The sequence below is a fragment of the Acinetobacter sp. YH12235 genome, assembly GCF_013417705.1.
In the GTDB taxonomy this organism is placed as follows: Bacteria; Pseudomonadota; Gammaproteobacteria; order Pseudomonadales; family Moraxellaceae; genus Acinetobacter.
The window spans coordinates 66,367-85,676 of record NZ_VPDL01000003.1 but is presented as its reverse complement, the minus strand read 5'-3'; the positions used below and the strand labels follow the sequence as shown (position 1 = coordinate 85,676).

The 19,310-nt window shown below is 44.1% G+C and carries 23 protein-coding genes; 9 read left to right on the top strand and 14 right to left on the bottom strand.

Annotation, left to right across the window (positions count from 1 at the left end; all coding sequences use genetic code 11):
- The first annotated feature begins 188 nt into the window (after positions 1-188).
- Complete coding sequence (locus FTV13_RS02790) at positions 189-692, top strand: DUF6586 family protein (RefSeq protein WP_159123620.1); 504 nt, start codon at positions 189-191, stop codon at positions 690-692.
- 104 nt (positions 693-796) lie between these two features.
- Positions 797-1,075, top strand: coding sequence for a hypothetical protein (locus FTV13_RS02785; RefSeq protein ID WP_004781893.1), 279 nt, complete (start codon positions 797-799; stop codon positions 1,073-1,075).
- 202 nt (positions 1,076-1,277) lie between these two features.
- Here the strand turns inward: FTV13_RS02785 and FTV13_RS02780 are convergent, their stop codons facing one another.
- The 4 genes from FTV13_RS02780 to FTV13_RS02765 all read right to left on the bottom strand — a co-directional run bounded on the left by FTV13_RS02780 (position 1,278) and on the right by FTV13_RS02765 (position 5,181).
- On the bottom strand, positions 1,278-3,005 hold the full coding sequence (locus tag FTV13_RS02780) for a cation:proton antiporter (RefSeq protein WP_159123619.1): 1,728 nt from the start codon (positions 3,003-3,005) through the stop codon (positions 1,278-1,280).
- 153 nt (positions 3,006-3,158) lie between these two features.
- Entirely contained in the window at positions 3,159-3,314 is a 156-nt protein-coding gene (gene rpmG, locus FTV13_RS02775; RefSeq protein WP_001205031.1) for a 50S ribosomal protein L33, read from the bottom strand.
- A 16-nt stretch (positions 3,315-3,330) separates the two neighbouring features.
- Positions 3,331-3,567 carry a 50S ribosomal protein L28 gene (gene rpmB / locus FTV13_RS02770; protein WP_000048256.1) on the bottom strand — a complete coding sequence of 79 codons (237 nt, stop codon included), beginning with the start codon at positions 3,565-3,567 and terminating at the stop codon, positions 3,331-3,333.
- A gap of 165 nt (positions 3,568-3,732) precedes the next feature.
- Positions 3,733-5,181: a coniferyl aldehyde dehydrogenase gene (locus tag FTV13_RS02765; protein WP_180010913.1), complete on the bottom strand. Its 1,449-nt coding sequence runs from the start codon at positions 5,179-5,181 to the stop codon at positions 3,733-3,735.
- Positions 5,182-5,296: 115 nt separating this feature from the next.
- Here FTV13_RS02765 and FTV13_RS02760 point away from each other — a divergent pair, with 115 nt between their 5' ends.
- The 5 genes from FTV13_RS02760 to FTV13_RS02740 all read left to right on the top strand — a co-directional run bounded on the left by FTV13_RS02760 (position 5,297) and on the right by FTV13_RS02740 (position 8,940).
- Positions 5,297-6,016, top strand: a complete 720-nt coding sequence (locus FTV13_RS02760) for a TetR/AcrR family transcriptional regulator (RefSeq protein WP_034580311.1) — start codon at positions 5,297-5,299, stop codon at positions 6,014-6,016.
- 61 nt (positions 6,017-6,077) lie between these two features.
- Entirely contained in the window at positions 6,078-6,944 is an 867-nt protein-coding gene (gene purU, locus FTV13_RS02755; protein ID WP_004781900.1) for a formyltetrahydrofolate deformylase, read from the top strand.
- Positions 6,945-7,137: 193 nt separating this feature from the next.
- The gene (locus tag FTV13_RS02750) at positions 7,138-7,887 is read left to right on the top strand and encodes a TonB-dependent receptor (RefSeq protein WP_180010912.1); all 750 of its coding nucleotides are present in this window, start codon (positions 7,138-7,140) and stop codon (positions 7,885-7,887) included.
- Positions 7,888-7,912: 25 nt separating this feature from the next.
- A complete protein-coding gene (locus tag FTV13_RS02745; RefSeq protein ID WP_004781903.1) occupies positions 7,913-8,536 on the top strand; it encodes a MotA/TolQ/ExbB proton channel family protein in 624 nt (207 codons plus the stop codon).
- Positions 8,536-8,940, top strand: coding sequence for a biopolymer transporter ExbD (locus tag FTV13_RS02740; protein ID WP_159123616.1), 405 nt, complete (start codon positions 8,536-8,538; stop codon positions 8,938-8,940). Before FTV13_RS02745 ends, FTV13_RS02740 begins: the two co-directional genes overlap by 1 nt.
- 87 nt (positions 8,941-9,027) lie before the next feature.
- Here FTV13_RS02740 and msrA read toward each other — a convergent pair whose 3' ends face one another.
- From msrA to FTV13_RS02710, 6 genes are all read right to left on the bottom strand, one after another.
- Positions 9,028-9,552: a peptide-methionine (S)-S-oxide reductase MsrA gene (msrA, locus tag FTV13_RS02735; RefSeq protein ID WP_004781907.1), complete on the bottom strand. Its 525-nt coding sequence runs from the start codon at positions 9,550-9,552 to the stop codon at positions 9,028-9,030.
- Between the two features lie 98 nt (positions 9,553-9,650).
- Positions 9,651-10,112, bottom strand: coding sequence for an META domain-containing protein (locus FTV13_RS02730; RefSeq protein WP_004781908.1), 462 nt, complete (start codon positions 10,110-10,112; stop codon positions 9,651-9,653).
- A 103-nt stretch (positions 10,113-10,215) separates the two neighbouring features.
- Positions 10,216-11,262 carry a DUF4105 domain-containing protein gene (locus FTV13_RS02725; RefSeq protein ID WP_180010910.1) on the bottom strand — a complete coding sequence of 349 codons (1,047 nt, stop codon included), beginning with the start codon at positions 11,260-11,262 and terminating at the stop codon, positions 10,216-10,218.
- 26 nt (positions 11,263-11,288) lie between these two features.
- A complete protein-coding gene (gene dfrA40, locus FTV13_RS02720; RefSeq protein WP_179993111.1) occupies positions 11,289-11,801 on the bottom strand; it encodes a trimethoprim-resistant dihydrofolate reductase DfrA40 in 513 nt (170 codons plus the stop codon).
- A 98-nt stretch (positions 11,802-11,899) separates the two neighbouring features.
- On the bottom strand, positions 11,900-12,742 hold the full coding sequence (thyA, locus tag FTV13_RS02715; protein WP_180010908.1) for a thymidylate synthase: 843 nt from the start codon (positions 12,740-12,742) through the stop codon (positions 11,900-11,902).
- Between the two features lie 170 nt (positions 12,743-12,912).
- A complete protein-coding gene (locus tag FTV13_RS02710) occupies positions 12,913-13,404 on the bottom strand; it encodes a lipocalin family protein (protein ID WP_179992413.1) in 492 nt (163 codons plus the stop codon).
- Positions 13,405-13,792: 388 nt separating this feature from the next.
- On the opposite strand from FTV13_RS02710, the gene FTV13_RS02705 reads away from it, so the two are divergent.
- On the top strand, positions 13,793-14,338 hold the full coding sequence (locus tag FTV13_RS02705) for a CHAP domain-containing protein (protein WP_179992412.1): 546 nt from the start codon (positions 13,793-13,795) through the stop codon (positions 14,336-14,338).
- 49 nt (positions 14,339-14,387) lie between these two features.
- Here FTV13_RS02705 and FTV13_RS02700 read toward each other — a convergent pair whose 3' ends face one another.
- The 3 genes from FTV13_RS02700 to lgt form a co-directional block, all read right to left on the bottom strand.
- The gene (locus FTV13_RS02700; protein WP_180010906.1) at positions 14,388-14,774 is read right to left on the bottom strand and encodes a hypothetical protein; all 387 of its coding nucleotides are present in this window, start codon (positions 14,772-14,774) and stop codon (positions 14,388-14,390) included.
- Positions 14,767-15,159 (bottom strand): hypothetical protein, encoded by a 393-nt coding sequence (locus FTV13_RS02695; RefSeq protein ID WP_159123610.1) that lies wholly within the window; start codon positions 15,157-15,159, stop codon positions 14,767-14,769. The genes FTV13_RS02700 and FTV13_RS02695 overlap by 8 nt, the downstream gene beginning before the upstream one ends.
- Positions 15,160-15,248: 89 nt before the next feature.
- Positions 15,249-16,061, bottom strand: a complete 813-nt coding sequence (lgt, locus tag FTV13_RS02690; protein ID WP_180010904.1) for a prolipoprotein diacylglyceryl transferase — start codon at positions 16,059-16,061, stop codon at positions 15,249-15,251.
- Between the two features lie 93 nt (positions 16,062-16,154).
- Here lgt and FTV13_RS02685 point away from each other — a divergent pair, with 93 nt between their 5' ends.
- Positions 16,155-16,946 carry an NRDE family protein gene (locus tag FTV13_RS02685; protein ID WP_180010902.1) on the top strand — a complete coding sequence of 264 codons (792 nt, stop codon included), beginning with the start codon at positions 16,155-16,157 and terminating at the stop codon, positions 16,944-16,946.
- 34 nt (positions 16,947-16,980) lie between these two features.
- Here the strand turns inward: FTV13_RS02685 and FTV13_RS02680 are convergent, their stop codons facing one another.
- On the bottom strand, positions 16,981-19,209 hold the full coding sequence (locus FTV13_RS02680) for a PhoX family phosphatase (RefSeq protein WP_159123607.1): 2,229 nt from the start codon (positions 19,207-19,209) through the stop codon (positions 16,981-16,983).
- Between the last annotated feature and the right edge of the window lie 101 nt (positions 19,210-19,310).

Here is a 19,310-nt window from a genome sequence, read left to right as displayed (position 1 = left end):
CATGTATGATGCTCTTTTTTTTGCCTTTAAAAAGGCCTAGATTTTTACTGAAGGGTTAATATCAGCAGTCTGAAGTATCAAGATCATGCAGAATAGATCGACAGCGTAGACAATCTTGCATTGCGTAATGCGAGCGGACGTTTTACTTTATAAGAGCCAAAATTTGTTTTAATGCTTAGGAAATCTCGATGACACGAGTTGCTCGCTATCATGCGGACCGTACCAATCAAAAACTTTATTTCGCCCGTATGGCCTGTCAGCAGGCTGAACAGACTGATCATGTGCAGCAGGCACAAGCTCATCGTGAAGCTGCCGTATTCCATCTGCATGGGGCGCTGCTGGCCTTTTTGCAGGAACTGGTACGCTATTATCGTCTGAATGACCTGAGCCCGACGCTGAAATCGATTGAAGAGCTTATGGCGGCTAAGGGGCAGGTATCACCTGAAGTGACCGTATTACAGCATTTATCCAAAGATGGTTTTCTTGCTGAACTGAAACGTGCTTACCGTCTCTGCCAATATGCGCCAGAGCCAAGTTCGCCACAACCCGAAGACGAAACTTCTTCAAATCTCATCATTAAAGTCACACAGACACCACAAGCCTGGTTACCTGATACTGCTATATTACGAGAATGGCATCGTGACCTGACGCAGCTTATTGATGGTTTTCGTAATGAGATGGTTGAATTTTAATCTGATCAGCTGTACTTGAAATTGCGATTATTAACCCTATATCAATTACTCTAATGATGCAAAGTGCAATCGCTCTTTGCCACCATGTTGAACATGGAGGATATATGTCTATAGAACAGTTGAAAGATTTATTTGGTAATCAAGACGCGATTCTGGAACTCGTTCAACTTGAAGGTGGCGCGTTGGCATTACGAAATGCGGGCTCAAAAAAACAGCCATTAGTCATGATTCAGTTTAATGACGAGGTCAAAGCCCTGTTGGGTGATCAAACGCCTGTGATTGCACAACACATGATTCAGGCCGCTTTATATGGTTTGCTGGAACAGCAGGTCAATGAATGGCAAGCTGAAGTTGTGGATGAAGAGCCCAAATATATGAGTTAAATTGCCTACCCTGGCGAGCAGGAAAGCACACTTGAAGTGTGCTTTTTTTGTGTTTATAAAATGAGAAAAATAGAGAATAAGAGAAAAATTAAGTCGGTTAGATTAGAGAAGTAATTTTAAATTTTATTAACTTAAGATCTGATAAATTTCAGCTAAATCAATAAAAAAAGAAGTTACCAATTTTGACAACTTCTTTAAGAAATCAGCCTGAATAATGCGTAGGTGGATGGTTATGCGCAATCTCGATCTGGTTCAAAATATGATTGCTCATATTTCTCGCCATTTCCTCTTTGGCATAGTACACCTCGCCAATATTGTCACGGCGAATCACTTCGGCTTCTTCCTTGCTTTCCGCACATAGCAGGATCTGAATAGCAGGGTTTAGGGTCTTGGCAATATCCACGATTTTATGGATATCAATAATATCCATCGGTGAGATCACCAATAGACGTGCATGCTGAATGTGAGCCTGAATCAACACACCGGGTTCAGTTGCGACACCAGAAACTGCCGCAATGCCTTTTTTACGCAAGTTCTCTACGATCTCACGGTTTTCTTCGGCAATGACTACCTTAATATCTTGCTCCATTAGAGATAAGGTAATTCGACGACCGACTTCACCATGCCCCACAATCACCACCTGATCACGCAGATAGTCCTGCGAGACCTCATCCGGTAGCATGGCAAGCGGATCACCACTACGCTCCAATAAGCGCGCCAGAGACGAACGTTCGCGGATCCATTTTTGTACCGGTTCTACTGCTGAGAAAATAAACGAGTTTAGGGTAATCGAAATCAGGGCACCCGCTAGAATCAGGTTTTGTCCATCGAGTGACAATAGATTTAGCGATACACCAAGTGCGGCCAGAATAAAAGAGAATTCACCGATTTGTGCCAGAGATGCACCGACGGTGAGTGCCGTATTGATTGGGTAGCGGAAGAACAGCACCAGTGCCATCGCTGCGATGGTTTTACCAATCATGATAATACCGAGCACCGCCAACACATGAAGTGGCTGATCCATCAGGATACGCGGATCAAACAGCATACCGACGGACACAAAGAACAGAATCGAGAAGATTTCACGCAGCGGTAAGGTTTCTTCTTCGGCACGGTGGCTGAAGTCAGACTCTTTCACTACCATCCCGGCAAAGAACGCACCGAGTGCCATGGATACGCCAAAGACCTTATAAGCCCCAAAGGCAATCGATACGGCTGCAGCTACGACGGTTAAGGTAAATAGCTCACGTGAGCCTAAACGTGCCACCACCTGCATGATCATTGGCACTAAACGTTTACCAATAATCAGCATGAAAGCAATAAAGCCGGCTACTTTGAGCAAGGTAATGCCTAAGGTGATCCAGACATTCTGATCGCTACTACTGCCTTCCAGAGCCTGACCACCGAGCAGTACTGCAGTTGCGGGTAATAATACCAGTGCCAGCACCATAACCAGATCTTCAACTAGAAGCCAGCCGACTGCAATTTTCCCGTTAATGGATTCGAGCAGGCCACGATCACCCAGGGCTTTGAGAAGTACAACAGTACTGGCACAGGACAGGCTTAAGCCAAAGATCAGGGCAGAGCCAAAATTCCAGCCCCAGAGCATGGAGACCCCGACCCCGAGCAGTGTCGCGACTGCAATCTGCAAGACTGCACCCGGCAAGGCAATACGCCTGACCTGCATCAGGTCATTCAGAGAAAAGTGCATCCCGACACCAAACATCAGGAACATGACGCCAAGTTCGGCCAGCTGGTTCGCCAGATGCACATCTCCAACCACGCCTGGGGTGTTCGGGCTAATCAGAATCCCGGCAACCAGATAACCAATCAGTGGGGGAAGGCGTAGACGTGCAGCGATATAGCCAAAAACCAGGGCCAAGCCAAAACCGACAGCTAACAGGATAATGAGCTCTACGTCATGTGGCACTAAACACTCCTTTAAAATAAATTTTATGAAATTTCAGTTTTTTATGGGAAATAAGCACAGAAAATGCCAGAAGAAACAGAAAGTTTATCAAGCCGCATAAAAAAAATGCAAAAAAAAACGACCGGGAAGGTCGCTTTTTTCAAAAAACTAAAATTATTTGATTTTAGCTTCTTTGAAGATTACGTGTTGACGGATTTTTGGATCAAATTTTTTGATTTCCATTTTTTCCGGCATAGTACGTTTGTTCTTAGTAGTGGTATAGAAATAACCTGTACCAGCTGAAGAAACTAAGCGAATCTTATCACGCATTGTCCTGACTCCTTACTTAGATCTTTTGACCTTGAGCACGAAGGTCAGCAACAACCTTTTCAATGCCCAATTTGTCGATAATACGCATACCTTTAGTGGTTAAACGAAGACGTACAAAACGTTTTTCGCTTTCTAACCAGAAACGGTGGTGGTGCAGGTTCGGCTCGAACCGGCGCTTAGTTTTGTTGTTGGCGTGTGAGACGTTGTTACCAACGACTGGACGCTTGCCGGTAACTTGGCAAACCTTAGACATGGTGTAACTCCATTGATTTAGCCAACAGCAAATCTGTATGGCCAGTCAAAAATAAACGGATTGAATTCATTCAAGGGGCGTTTTATATCAAAAATGCGCTTAAAAGACAAGCGATTTTGTCTAAAACGAAGCATGAGCCCGTGTGATAGCTCATGCCTTGACCATTTATCGAAGAAGTGTCTTCGAAATCAGCTTATGGATCGGCTTATTAAACGGAGGCAGAATGTATTTCAAGCTATACAGCTTAGGATTCGACATTACTGACCGTTCATGCGACAAACTGAAGAAGCCTTCTGGCCCATGATATTTACCCATACCGGAAGCACCGACACCACCAAATGGCAGGTCATCCTGTGCGACATGGGTTAATACAGTATTTTGCCCGAAATGCCCTGAATGGGTACGCTGTGCGACATAATCAGCACGCGCCTGATCAAAGTCGAAATAGTATAATGCAAGTGGACGCGGACGGCTATTAATAAAGTCGATAACGTCGTCAATTTGATCATATTCCATGATCGGCAGGAGCGGCCCAAAGATTTCATGCTGCATGATCTGCATGCTTGGCATGACATTGGTCACGATGGTCGGTGCAATTTTACGCAGGTCTGCTAGCGACTCATTACGCGGATTGATTTCAATAATCTGCGCGCCTTGCTCACGGGCATCATCCAGATAACCTTGCAAACGATTGTACTGCTTGTCATTGATAATCGAGGTGTAATCCTGATTATGGCTGATGTCCGGATACATGCTTTCGACACAGGCTTTAAAATGATCGATAAACTCGGCAGTTTTGCCACGCGGCAGGAACATATAATCCGGTGCCACGCAGGTTTGGCCCGCATTCCAGAGCTTGCCCACGGCAATACGCTGAGCTACATCACGCAGGTCAATGGATGGATGCACTAGTACAGGGGATTTGCCACCCAGTTCCAGAATCACAGGTACCAGATTTTCCGCAGCTGCTGCCATCACGGTTTTACCCACAGCCGTTGAGCCGGTAAAAATCATCTTGTCAAAAGTCAGTCGGCAGAAGGCATCAGATACCGTACCGCCACCATTCACCACGGCAACCAGTTCTTTAGGAAAGGCTTCAGCTAAGGCTTTTTCCAGTACCTTGCCAAAAGCAGCCGATGAACTGGAAATTTTGATCATGGCATGGTTGCCCGCAGCTAACGCACAGATCAGAGGGCCGATGGATAATAATAAAGGGTAGTTCCACGGTGCGATGATGCCGATCACGCCTAGAGGTTGATACTGTACCCAGGCTTTGGCTGGCTGGTGAATAATACCGACATGACGCTTGGACGGTTTCATCCAGCCGGTCAGGTTTTTGCTGTAATATTTAATATGTTCAAGACAAGTCAGTAACTCGCCAATTTTGGTTTCCCCGACAGAGCGGTTACCATAGTCCTGATTAATTGCATCGGCAAATTGATCTTGATACTTAACTAAGATACGCTTAAGCCGAGCTAAACGATCGATACGTTCCTTTGCAGTCGGCAGTGGGTAGCGTAAGTAGGCGTATTTTTGTTGAGCCAGAATTTCATTGAGGTGCTGGCTATCAAGAAAATGTGGTGTCATTGAAGTTGTTTTTGTGTGACTGTTCATGGCGCACTACTATTATTCAAAATCGATTAATTAATTTTTAGAGCAAATACTCTAATTAGTCAAGTTACTTTGTGTGTTAGCCTTACTAATGCATGAACTGAATGGTTATTTTAGGATGTCCCAAACCAAAACGTTAAAAACCAAAGAGCGTATCTTACAGCTCAGCTTGCAGTTGTTTAATGAACGTGGCGAACGATCTGTAACCACCAACCATATTGCTGCTGAACTCGGCATGAGTCCGGGTAATCTGTATTATCACTTCCGTAATAAAAATGAAATTATCAAGGAACTGATGGAGCAGTATCAGCATCAGACGCTGGAAATGCTGGCACTTCCGGAAGACCGTGCTCTGGATGCCAATGACAAGATTCATTATTTTCAGGTACTGAGCAGTCAGCTTTGGGCTTATCGTTTTCTGCACCGTGATGTATACCATCTGGTGGAAAATAACGAAGATTTCCGCAAGCTTTATCCGCGTTTTGCCGGACAGGTCATGCAGCAGGGACAAAAAATTTATAAAGCCTTCGTAAATGCCGGCCTGATGGAAATGACTGATTCAGAAATTGAAGCGCTGATCATTAACCTCTGGATCGTGCTGACTAACTGGACCAACTTCCTGTATATGTCGGGTCATATTACCGATTCCAATACTCTGGAAGAAAAATGGGTTTGGCAGGCACTGCGTCAGATGGTGTTCCTGGAAGGTGCTTATCTGCGTGGTGAAAGCCGTCAGACGTATGAAAGCTTACTTAACTCGTTCGGTTCTTCAGAGCTGTTTGCCAGTCTGTCGTCGCCTAAACCGCCTGAATCTGAACAAACTATTCAGAATATCTAAGAAACGCGTTAGAATACTCGGCTTATTTTTTTAATTTAACTAATTAGTGACCTTAACCAACATGAATATGACGACTGCTAATACCGCACGTTTATTGATTACTTGTGAAGACAAGCCGGGCATCGTGCAGGCTGTTTCAAGCTTCTTGTATCATCAGGGTGCCAACATTACGGCGCTTGATCAATACGCGACAGCAGCGCAGGGCGGACGTTACTTCATGCGTGTTGAGTTTGAACTGGACAATCTGCAAAGCCGTAAAGAAAGCCTGTTGCAGACTTTTGCTGGCAATGTTGCAGAGCGCTATGGCATGCACTGGCGTCTGGCACTGGTCAGTGATGTGAAAAAGGTCGGTATTCTGGTTTCTAAAGTCGACCATGCGTTGCTTGAACTGCTATGGCGTCATGCACGCGGCGGTCTGCCATGTGAAATTACTAAAGTGGTATCTAACCATGAGACTCTACGTGAATCAGTAGAAAACTTTGGTATTCCGTTTGAAGTGGTTCCGGTGACCAAAGAGAACAAACGTGAGGCCTATGCACAGATTGATGAACTGATGCAGGGTAACGATCTGCTGGTATTAGCCCGTTATATGCAGATTCTGGATGAAGAATTCGTAAGTAAATGGGAAATGAAAGTGATCAATATTCATCATTCATTCCTGCCAGCATTCGTGGGCGCCAATCCATACAAACAAGCTTATGACAAAGGTGTAAAATTGATCGGTGCAACTGCACACTATGTGACAGCTGATCTGGATCAGGGTCCAATCATCGAGCAGGATGTAGAGCGTGTGAACCATGACTTTACTGTTGAACAGCTGCGTGAATTGGGTCAGGATGTTGAACGTAATGTGCTGGCACGTGCAGTGAGATGGCATCTGGAAGACCGTGTGATTGTCGACGGCAATAAAACTGTCGTGTTCCAATAAGCGCTTGCATCTCGGTTTAAAAAAGGCATACTTTAAGTATGCCTTTTTTGTTTGAAACAAAAATAATGGAGAAAAGTGGGATTAGTAGTTGCAAATGAAAACACTTCTCATTTATTATTGGCGTACTTTAATTGTGCTAACCGATGAGCTTGATAGTTTGTTTCGCATCATCTCTTCGAGGTAAATAGATTTAATGAGTCAAGTTGCTGCTCCCATGACACCACCACCGTCAAATCAGATGAAAAAGAAAGTCGTTTCTATTCTGGCGGCGGTTCTGGTTGGACACGTGGGTCTTTTATGGGCAGTCAGCCAGATGGAAGCACCTGAACTGAAACAGGTCGATAAAGAACCTTTAAAGGTTCGTTTTGTCAAACTTCAGGAAGCCCCAAAACCTTTACCACCCAAGCCAAAGCCGCCAGAGCCTAAACAAGAGCCACCAAAGCCGAAAGAAGTTAAAATTGTAGAAAAACCGCTGCCACCGCCACCCAAAAAAGTAGAAAAAATTGAGCAGGTGAAAAAAGCAGAAACGCCTAAACCTGTTACTGCACCGCCAGTTGAGGCCAAACCGGCACCAAGTCCAGTGGTTCCTGCGGTCGTGACTGAAACTAAAAAAGTGGCACCTGCGCCTGCACCGGTTGCGCCACCAGCACCGCCAGCACCGAAAAGTGTTGCAATTGGCGGCGGCGTATCGTGGCAGCGTGCACCAAAAGTGTCGCTCTCGGCAGGAGAATTAAAATCAGCCTGTTCGCTAGTGGTAGATGTATCTGCAAATGAGCAGGGGAAAGTGGTCTCTGCGACCGCACGAAATTCAAGTTGTAGTCCGGCCGTTACGCGCAAAGTCGAATCAGCAGTACGTCGTGCACAACTGACCAAATATGTTGAAAATGGTGTGGCTTATCCAACCCGTGTGGAACAGCCTTTCGATTTTCAGATTACCAAATAACGGCTAACCCATTAGGAGTTCGAATATGAACTTTTCAGTTTATTGGCAACACGCTGATGCAGTCAGTAAAACACTGTATTTCGTGTTATTGGCAATGTCGATTGCGACATGGACCATTTTTGTGCTGCGTTTGATGGGCACTCGCCAACTTAAACAGATTGCCTATGCTCAATTATCTAAAGCATTAGGGCAATTGAAAAATAAAATGACTCCTTTGGCATTTGAACAACGTAAAGCTGTAGCTGAGCAGGCTTTATTGCGTCAGATCGCATTAGAAAAAGGTAATGCAGAAAAAGGTGTATCTGTCTTGGGTACCATCGCTTCAATTTCACCCTTTGTAGGTCTGTTCGGTACAGTATGGGGGATCTTCCACGCACTGGTTGCCGTGGGTAAGAGTGGTCAGGCAGGTCTGGCACAAGTAGCCACTCCAGTGGGTGAAGCGCTGATCATGACCGGTCTGGGTTTGGCTGTGGCGATTCCTGCGGTACTTGCATATAACATCTGTGTACGTGTTAACCGTACTTTAAGCAATGAACTGCAAGACCATGCGCATAGCTTATTGATTGACACCATGTTGCAACAGGATTCTTCTGCAAAGAAGGCTGATGCAAAAGTAGCACAAGACAGTTTAGTTGGAGGTCAAGCTTAATGGCTTTTCAATTGGGTGAAGACAACGATACAGGCATGAATGAGATGAATCTCATTCCCCTGATCGACATTATGTTGGTATTGATGATCATCTTTCTGGTGACAGCGACCGTTGCGAACCCATCAATTCCATTAACCTTGCCGCAAACCACTGCAGAAATTATTGACCTGCCACCGGAAAATGTCACCATCAGCATCAATGCGAAAGGTGATGTAGCATGGAACGGCGATGTGCTGACCTTGGAACAACTTGAAACCCGTTTCAATGAGGCGAGCCAGGCACAGCGTCAACCGACCATCGTATTGAAAGCAGATAAAGAATCACGTTATGACACCGTTGCTCAAGTGATGTCACGCGCGAGTGGAGCCGGACTCAGCGATATTGCCTTTGCAACCGATAATTAATTTTTTGCTCTCAATAAAAAAGCGACTGAGATCAGTCGCTTTTTTATTGCCTTAATTTAAGAGGGCATTCAATTCAGCAGAACCAGTTTAATGGGTTTTAAGCAGCGTCATAAACTTATGTTGTAATTTGTTCAGCTTGGGCGGAATCGCGAAATTACAGTAGCCCTGATTCGGATTCTTGGCAAAGAAATTCTGGTGATATTCTTCAGCAGGGTAGAAAGTCGGTGCAGGGCTAAGTTCAGTCACAATATTCAATCCTTCAGCTTTCAATGAGTCTATTGTGAGCTGTGCAGTTTCTTTCTGCTCATCATTAAAATAATAAATCACAGAACGATACTGCGTGCCGACATCATTGCCCTGACGGTTTAATGTCGTTGGATCATGGGTTGCGAAAAAGACTTCGAGCAACTGACTATACGTAATCTGATTTTCATCGAAATCGATCAGGATCACTTCGGCATGATTGGTATCACCGCCGCAGACTTGCTCATAGGTCGGATTAGGATTTTGTCCACCCGCATAGCCGCTGACGACCTTCTGTACGCCCTGAAGCTGTAAAAATACTGCTTCGGTACACCAAAAGCATCCACCACCAAATAGTGCTTGTTGCATGGTTAAGTCCTCATCATTGTAGAGTGCTGATTATTGAATGTTCATATGAGTATGAAAGATATAAAGCCTGCACGACACAGGTTTTTTGTAGTCAAAACTTAGCGAGGCTGTACTGCACTTTCTAACTGAATGAGTAAATTGCCATGACGGTCCATTAATTTCAGGGTTTTACCATAGACCTGATAATGAGTCACTTTGCTCAGTGCCTCCTTAAATTTCTGATCCAGACCTGCATTATCCAGACAAGCCATTTCGGTACTCGCCATCTGGCTTAAGTTAAGGGTGTCTTTGCCGGCAGTGTAGCTGCCCATTATACGGTTACAGCCATCTGCGCCAGACACGCGTTGAGTCGCTGCATCGAATTGCAGACTTGGAATATTGCGTGTTGTCGGTGTTGTAGTAATTTCGGTATTACCAATCTGGTTCACAATCCAGGTGCGATTTTGCAGGAGCTGTAAATTATTTTCAGTTTTGACTGATGAAGTACTCGGTACGGTTTCACAACCTGATATAGCAAAGACTGAACCTAAAATCATGATTGCTGTTAATTTTTTTAGCATGAGAGAGACTCTAATTCTGAGTTAGCTATTTGTATATAAACAAAAAAATGCAATATATGCCAGTTGATTTTGTATCTTTCTTTAAGTTGGATAGCTTAGAAAATTATCTGGAACTCGGCTCAGGTAGGCCCTGACGCAGGCGTTGTGAATACTCCTGACTGGAAATCTGACCGGTATCTCTAACTCGTGGATTAACGTGTGCACGCTGATACCAGGTTTGTATATCCCAGCGTTGATCTAGCGCTTTTAAATCATATAAATAATCAGGTAAATACCCAGAAGCCAGCAAGCGGTAATCTGAAGGAAGCTGTTGTTGAGATACTGCCTGAGCCATATCAAAGACCAGCGTCGTGCAGTTACTGCTCAAGGTGTTATACCATTTAGGTTCTTTGGCCAGTTCATCAGCCTTACGCAGATATTCTTTAAATAGGGCCTGAGCTTCTGCTTGCGGCATTTTGACCGGAAAAAAGTAAACCTGCTCACCACGAATATTGCTACGCGTATATACAATATCTTTCTCATCTGAGGCGACCAAACTCAGTTCATATTTTCGGAAGAAGCCACCAATAGCAGAAAATTTCTCATCCTTTTCTTTGCGAATTTCGATCGAGAAGGCGAGCGGTTTCTGATTGGCAAAATCAAAACTGACCAGCGTATGGGCAATTTTAGGTCCCATCCAGTAAGAGGTAATAATGTTTACTCCGGTAATTTCATTCAGATCAAAACTCCGGCTTTCCCACCGTTCGGTATATTGCCCCTCTGCTTGCCAGTCAAAATTACGGATATTGTGCAAGGTGACTTGATTGCCTTGCTGCTCATAGGAGAGCAGTCGGGAAACTTCAGGATTCCAGTCACGATCCTGACGAGGTTCTATGCTTAAATAAGCCAGTAAGCTGACCAGAAAGGCCAGCAAATAAAGCACTGTATCCACCTGGCGGGAAATCAGATGCTTGGTGAAATAAATGCCCAAGACCACACAGGCAAATAGAAGCCAGAGACCGATCAGAATGATGCTGCCAATTTTACCCAAGGGTTGTTGCACCCAGAGCATCAGGCTCAGCCAAAGACTTGAACACAGGACAAATACACTAAACAGACTCCCTAATAACCACAGGCTCCAATGCTTTTCTGAATGGTCTTGTCCTTGCATGTTCAATCTTTTATAGAAAATAGGCTTTATTTTCTGTATGTTGCGAACTCAAATGCAATACCGGTTTTGTCATCGATATGTTGTTCTGATGCAACTTTTTTGAACTGGGCCGGAATTTCCGGATAGTAGGCGTGACCTTGCACATCCAGTTCAACATGGGTCAGTTCCAGACGATCAGCGATCTCCAGAGTCTGTTTAAAGATTTCACCACCGCCAATAATAAAAATAGCATTCGGTTTTTCTGAAGTCTGCACATCGGCCACGGCTTGAGTCAGGGCATCTTCAATCGTATGCGCGACTTTGACGCCTTCAAAAGACCAGTCAGGATCGCGGGTAATCACCCAGTTCACACGTTTAGGCAGCGCACGGCCCATCGACTCAAGCGTTTTACGGCCCATGACAATCACGCCACCCTGGGTAATTTCCTTAAAGTGCTTGAGATCTGCTGAGATATGCCAAGGCAGATCATTGTCTTTACCAATACAGCGCTGCTGATCCATTGCCACGACATGAACGACTTCTAAATCCTGAAATGCCATACCCATACTCAAAAACAGATAAAAATTATTGCTATTAAAATGCAAAATCCCACTTTAAGCAAAGTGGGATTTGAATATTTTCCGGGGCTTAACCAGAATTAAACTGCAACTGGTGCTTTAATTCCTGGATGTGATTCATAACCGACAATTTCAATATCTTCGAATTTGAAATCAAACAGGTCTTTAACTTCAGGATTCAGTTTCAACTGGCACAGGCCTAAAGGCTCACGACTGAGTTGAAGTTTGGCCTGTTCAAAATGATTGGCATATAAATGCGTATCACCGCCCGTCCAGACAAAATCACCGACATCCAGATCACACACCTGTGCAATCATATGAGTCAATAGGGCATAGCTGGCTATATTAAATGGAACGCCAAGGAAAACGTCAGCACTGCGTTGATAAAGCTGGCAAGACAATTTGCCATTATGTACAAAGAACTGGAACAGGGTATGGCAAGGCGGTAAAGCCACCTGACTCGCTTCATTTGGATTCCAGCCAGACACAATCAGACGGCGTGAATTAGGATTGGTCTTGATCTCATTGATCAGCCATTTGATCTGGTCAAAACCATCCTGATTGTAGCTGCCATCCGTATTTTGAGTAGCACCAAAATTACGCCACTGATGGCCGTAGACTGGACCGAGTTCACCTTCTGGACGACCAAAACGCGCGGTCTGTTCCGCAGTTGCCCATTCATCCCAGATGGTCACTTTATTATCCTGAAGATACTTTACATGGGTATCGCCTTTCAGGAACCACAGCAGTTCAATCACGATCGAACGGAAATGAACTTTTTTAGTGGTGAGTAAAGGGAAGCCCTTGGAAAGATCAAAGCGCATCTGATGACCAAATACCGAGCGTGTACCTGTGCCGGTACGGTCGCCTTTATCGCCGCCGTTGTCGAGGATATGTTGTAAAAGGTCAAGATATTGGCGCATAGGTCTCTCTTAAAATCTGTTGCAAATTGCTTTTCTTTGAATTGGGCAATTTAAAATTGCGCTCATCATAACATTTTTTTGAGCACTTCCGCATAGCAGTGAAAATGATTAAACATAAGAGAAAAGGGCATAAAAAAGCATCCATGATGGATGCTTTTTTATCATCTTTTTTAAGCTGTTGGCTTACCGGTATGTACCGTATGGATCAGATCAGACAGGTCATAACCCAGAGATTTAGCATAGGCCAGATATTCCTGTTTGGTTGCTTCATCCAGTGTCGGCTTACGATGCAGGAGCCATAGATATTTCATGTTTGGCTCACCAACCAATGCAGTTTCATAATTGTCATCCAGTTTGAGAATCCAGTAATCCCCTTTGGTAAAAGGTACCCAGCGCAAACCTTCAGGCAAGAAACTGACTTCCAGTTTCCCATGCTCAGCATCCACAATGGTGGCTTCCCCAATAGATTCATCCAGTTTGCCCGCACCATCCAGACAACGGTTCTGGACGCGGACTGTGCCATTTTCATTCAGGCTGTAGGCTGCGGAAATATCAGTACTGTCTTCAGGTTGGTGTTTCATAGGCAGACGGGCAATTTCGTACCAGATCCCTAAATATTGTTCTAAATTGAAATTTGAAATAGTCTTTACATCATGACTCATATTTTTCTTCCTCATCATCTCAATTTAAATTTACTAAATCAGTCTAATACGAGAGTTGTTAGCCGGAATGATGTAATCCTGTAGTGAAATGTTGACTTTATTATCGTGAGTAAAATTACAGATTTAGTCAGAAAGGCGCTCAAATATTGATTTAGAAATAGTCTGAGCAGAACTGCTAATTAATTTGAAAAGTAGTGAATTTATAACTTTTTTGTGAAAATTGTAAATTTTATAAATCTAAAAGAAATAACAAGTTAAGTAAAATTAAACAAATGCGGAAAAATATATTTACATTTTTAACGTGAAAAGTAACATTTAACCGTCTAGTATTCACCGCGTGTTGAAGATTTGAAAGCCAAACTTACAGGCGAGGAGTACTTGGTCCAATATGATTTATGATCATCAAGTGAATATGAGCGAAGTGCATGCTCCTGTTCAAGCGAACGTCATAATTCGTTCCCAATCGGGACAAAATTCCAAACGTCAGCCTCAGCGCTATACCTCTGTGTCAGCTCGTAACAAAAGCTCTGAATCTCGCAAGACTTTCGGTGCAATGAACGGCCAGCGTTTCGATATTGAAAAATTCACCAGCTACCTGCAAGGCATTACCCGCAGTACTAGTACACAGAAATGTGCACGCAGTATTCGCGTCGGTTTGCAGTCTTCAGGCGCAAAAATTGTGAATCATCCTGTTGCCGCAGCTGACTGGGGCAATACCCTCCAGCAATTAGGCTATCGAAAAATCAACCTGTCTTTTGACCGTCCGAAAAAAGGTGATATCTACATTATCGACCGGACTTCACAGCATCAGTATGGTCATATTGCAGCATATTCTGGTTCGGCCTGGGTTTCTGATTTTAAACAGAATGGCTATGCGGTCTATCGTAATTCCGATGTGAAATATACGTATTACCGTCTAGATTCATATCTTTAAATCAGACGCTGAAAATTTCAGAACTTAAAAATGAAAGTCGCGAAATGGTTCAATCTTCGAAGCGTTTCGCACGTTTATTATAAATCGACACGATAAACAGTCCAATTGCCACAAAGCCCAAGCATTGTAGACCTAGCGCTATAGTTTCCCAGATCTCACCCGTTTTAGGTAAATAACCGATCAGGCTAATTACTGCCACAATCGGAATCGCCATCGTTAAAGCACGAAAACCTTCGGCATAAGGATTTTCAGGAGCAAGCTTTAATTTGAATTCACGCAAGACGTGCATCAGCATTCCAATCGCCAGACTGATTCCAACAAATATCGAACCCAGTTTCGTTACAGTCGATGCTATGTAAATTACGATACATACCGCAATAATAATGATGAGCTTGAGCTGACGGTTGCAGCGTTCGGAGTACCAGAACTCAAGCATGTGGGGAACCTGAATCCGACTTGTTCTGATTAAGCAAAGACAGAGGCGAAAACAGGCAGATCGCCAAAGCCATAAAGGCAATTCCCTGAGCGCCCGGTAGCAGAATTTCACCCTGTTTCATGTTCATAAAAATCAGGCTGATTAATAAGGCAATCGGAATCCAGGTCAGGACACGATAGAACAGGCCAGTCGGATTTTTTGCTGCGAAATGAATTTTGCAGTAACGACAAATCAGGAAAATAATTCCAGTACCAGCAAACATCAGGATGGCATCTAAAGGCAAAGGTTCCATCCAGTACAGACCTACGGCAATTGCAGCAATCACAACAAAGAACAGCAGTTTTTTCAGGAGCGACACCTGCGGATTGAACCAGAACTCAAGCATGATGATGTATGAACAGAAAAGATAAAAAGCACTTTAGCATATTTTAAATATAAAAAAGCGAGGCAGAGGCCTCGCAATATTTAGGAAAATTATCCGTTATTTTTCTGTGGACCCCAGTCATAAACTTTCTTCTGATAAGCGTACCACAACATCCACAGACCAATCAGGATCATTGGCAGGCTCAGGAATTGTCCTTTACTCATCCAACCAATAAATAGCTGACCATTATCCGGTTCACGGAAGAACTCGACGATAAAACGGGCTAGACCATAGCCGGTCAGGAATACCGCAGAAACTGCCATACGTGGACGTGGCTTGCTACTGAACCACCACAGTACGATAAACAGAATCAAGCCTTCACAGAGCGCCTGATACAGTTGTGAGGGATGACGTACCAGCTGCAGCGGATCGGTTGGGAAAATCATGCCTAAAGCAAAGTTTGGATCAGTCACCTGACGGCCATAAAGCTCTCCGCCAATAAAGTTACCGATCCGGCCAAACATCAGACCTGTCGGAACGCAGGGTGCAATAAAGTCCAGCGTCTGGAACCAGGCCATTTTGTATTTCTTGCACCACCATAACATGGCCAGGATTACGCCGAGGAAACCGCCGTGGAAACTCATCCCACCGGTCCAGATCTGGAACAGCCAGAGTGGGTTTTCCAAAAACTGAGAAAAACCGTAGAATAAAACGTAACCGACCCGGCCGCCGATGATCACACCCAAAGCCCCAAAGAAAATCAGATCCGAGACCATATCTGGTGTCCAGCCGCGTTGTTTAGCGCGATAAGTCGCCAGTCCCCAGGCAAATAAAAAAGCCAAGAGATACATCAGTCCATACCAGTGGACTTGCAAAGGCCCGAGCGAAATTGCAACGGGATCTATGTTTGGATAGGTGAGCATTCCTGTTCCTTGTGATTCTGTTTTGCACAGATTTTAGCTGAAAGCGAAGAAAATTGTTGTACATTCAATGTGTAAAGATCGAGAGCATCAATTATGTGTATTGTGGCACTGGCTTGGCGAGTTCTGGATGAAACGCCTTTATGTCTGATTTCAAATCGTGATGAGTTCTATCAACGTCCAACACAGGCATTATATGAATGGGAGAACAGTCCGATTATTGCCGGGCAGGATCTGCAGTCTGGTGGTACCTGGATGGGTATAACTGCTTCAGGACGATGGGCAGTGATTACCAATTTCAGGGATGGTAATGACAAGAATAACTACCCAACTTCACGTGGACATATCATTCAGCATTTTCTGGAATCTGAATTGAAACCTATCCGGTTTGCTCAAGAGTTGGAAAAACGTCAATGTGATTATGCGGGCTTTAACCTGTTTGTCGGTGATCGTGATCAAGCCGTCTATATGAGTAATCGTGGTGAGGCGCCACAAGTACTGGCACATGGGGTATATGTAGTCTCAAATGGCCTAATGAGCGAAGACTGGCAAAAGACCAGGCATTTGCGCAAGCGCTTTACTCAGGAATTTTTACCGATGCTGCAACAACAGGCAGTTTCGGAAGCTGATCTGTCTTATGCCGTGTGGGATATTCTGGAAGATGAACGTAAAGTGATTCCTGAACTGTTACCTGAAACAGGGATTTCGGTGGAAATGGAACATCTGCTGTCTTCGACATTTATTCAAAGCCCAGCCTATGGCACCCGCTGTTCTAATTTTTTGAGAATGACCAATGATAAATGGTGCTGGCTAGAAAAATCACAGCAGGGTGAAAATGTAGGACAGGTGATTGAAAAAATTATTCCATTGGACAAAAAACAAGGCTGACATAGGTCAGCCTTGTTTTGAAGTTGCTTGAGAATTAAGCTTGAGTCGTTTCTAAGGCTTCACCTGCAATGATTCCCCCATCTTTACGGGTAATAACCACTGTAGCCGAACGAGGGCGAGAGCCTTTGCCTGTACTGATTAAATTTGCAGGCTGGTTTGATGGCCAAGTACCACCCGGATGCTGAACATTCACAAAAATTGCTTTGTAGTCTGGTGTCATGGTCACACCCGTAATTTCACAATCTGCTGGACCGACCAAGAAACGACGTAACTTGGAGTCATCTAGTTGAGTGCCAAGTGGTGTTTTCTGAGTACCGGCACCTGCAGTAGCTGTAGCTACACTACCATCACCAATTTGACCTGGTAAAGCAGCCAGCATCATACAGTTCGTGGTATCTGTATAAGCACCATCATCGGTTTGAATCCACAGTACGCCACGTGGATCGAACCACATGCCATCTGGACTAGAGAAGTCATTGTCATCGGTCAAGCCTGACAGGTTAACCCCAGGAATCGAATCTGCTTCTGCACCAAACAGGAAAATATCCCAAGTGAAGCCAGTCGAGCTGACATCATCCTGATCTTCACGGAAGCGGATGATATGGCCGTTGATGTTACCGCGCAAGCGATTAGTCGTATCATCATCGTCCGAGTACTGACGTGGGTTGGCTGCATCAATGGCATGGCCGGTACCGCGTTGCGAGTTATTGGTTAAAGTTACATAAACTTCACCATTTTCAGGATTTACGGCAACCCATTCTGGACGGTCCATTTTGGTCGCGCCCGCTGCATCGGCAGCTAGACGTGCATGTACCAAGATATCGGCCTGATCTTTAAACTGATACTTTTCATAACTAGTAATTTTCGGGTTATTCATGGACAGTTCAAGCCATTCACCACGCGCTTCACCCGTAGCTTCATTAAAATCAAACTTGGCGACATAGAACTTACCGTGGTCCATGTATTTATCACCAGCTGCATAGCCACCATTGATATCACTTGGATTCCAATTGGTTGCTGATACAAACTTATAGATGTATTCGCCCTGAGAGTCATCACCCATATAGAATGCAAGTGGCTTACCTTCAATCGCACGGCTAACACGGCAATCTTCATGCGCAAAACGACCCAATGCGGTACGTTTTACTGGGCGACTGCGGTTATCGAATGGATCAATTTCCACGATCCAGCCAAAGGTATTGATTGTATTTCGATAATCTTCTTGAGCTGTGTTCGCTAAAGCAGCAGTGTTCCAACGGCTGAACATATCTACAGATGAAAGTGTTGGAGTTGTAATACTCTGCCAGTTATAACCACTTGCCTTATTGCTCACTTTATAGCGAGAGATGGCATGTTCAGTCATGGCGTCACGTACATCCCCAGCATCATCTTCTGTTTGACGCGCGATGTACTGATTAAAATTTTCTTCAGTGGTGAGGTAAGTACCCCACGGAGTATAACCATTACCACAATTATTAATCGTACCGCGTGTGATCAAGCCAGTTGGGCTAAATGCTGTCTGTACCAAGGCATGGTTTTTTACAGGGCCTCTAAATTCGATTTCACTTGCTGCAGTAATACGACGGTTAAATGGTGAGTCCAGATTCACACTAACAGCTTGAGTGACTGGGTCTTTTTTCAAATGAACAATTGAAACACCATGCGCGTATATTTCACGAAGCGCTTCATCTTCAGTAATATCTTTTGGATCAAAAGCATTGCCGCGAGGGTGTAGATCACCACGTTGCAAATATTCATGGTTCATGACCAACAGACCTTGATCAGATACTGTTGCATCATAATTTTGCTTAGCGGCATTCATACCGAAAAAGGTCATGCCGTCATGGTTATCACCAACACGACGCTCATATGAAATACCACTTGGAATATTGTTTTCATCCCAAACTGGCAGGCTTGAATTCAGAGGATCGCCTACAGCGTGCAAGATTTTGAAATCGTAGCCTTCAGGCACCGAAAATTGTTCTAAAGTATTTTTCTCGACTGCCTTAAATTTTAGCGAGCTTGGTTTCGCTGTTAAATCTGGTTCAGTTGATGGTGGAGTAGGATTGTCTGAGTTATTTGGTTCATCATCGTCATCACTACAACCGGTTAAAGAAGCTGCTAAAGTTAAGGCAACTGCACCACCAGCTGTTTTTTTGATCAATTCACGGCGGTTAATATTTTTTTGCAAAAGTTGAGTGAACTCTGCATTCCCCGAATTGTTGCTGTCATAATCATCATTAAAATCTAAATAATCTGTCATTTTTTCTGATCCTGGTGAAAGGCTTGCTTTTCATTAAGTCAGAAATAAATTAGACCTAAAGTATGACAAAATGGTTAAGTCTATATTTCAATAAAATTAAA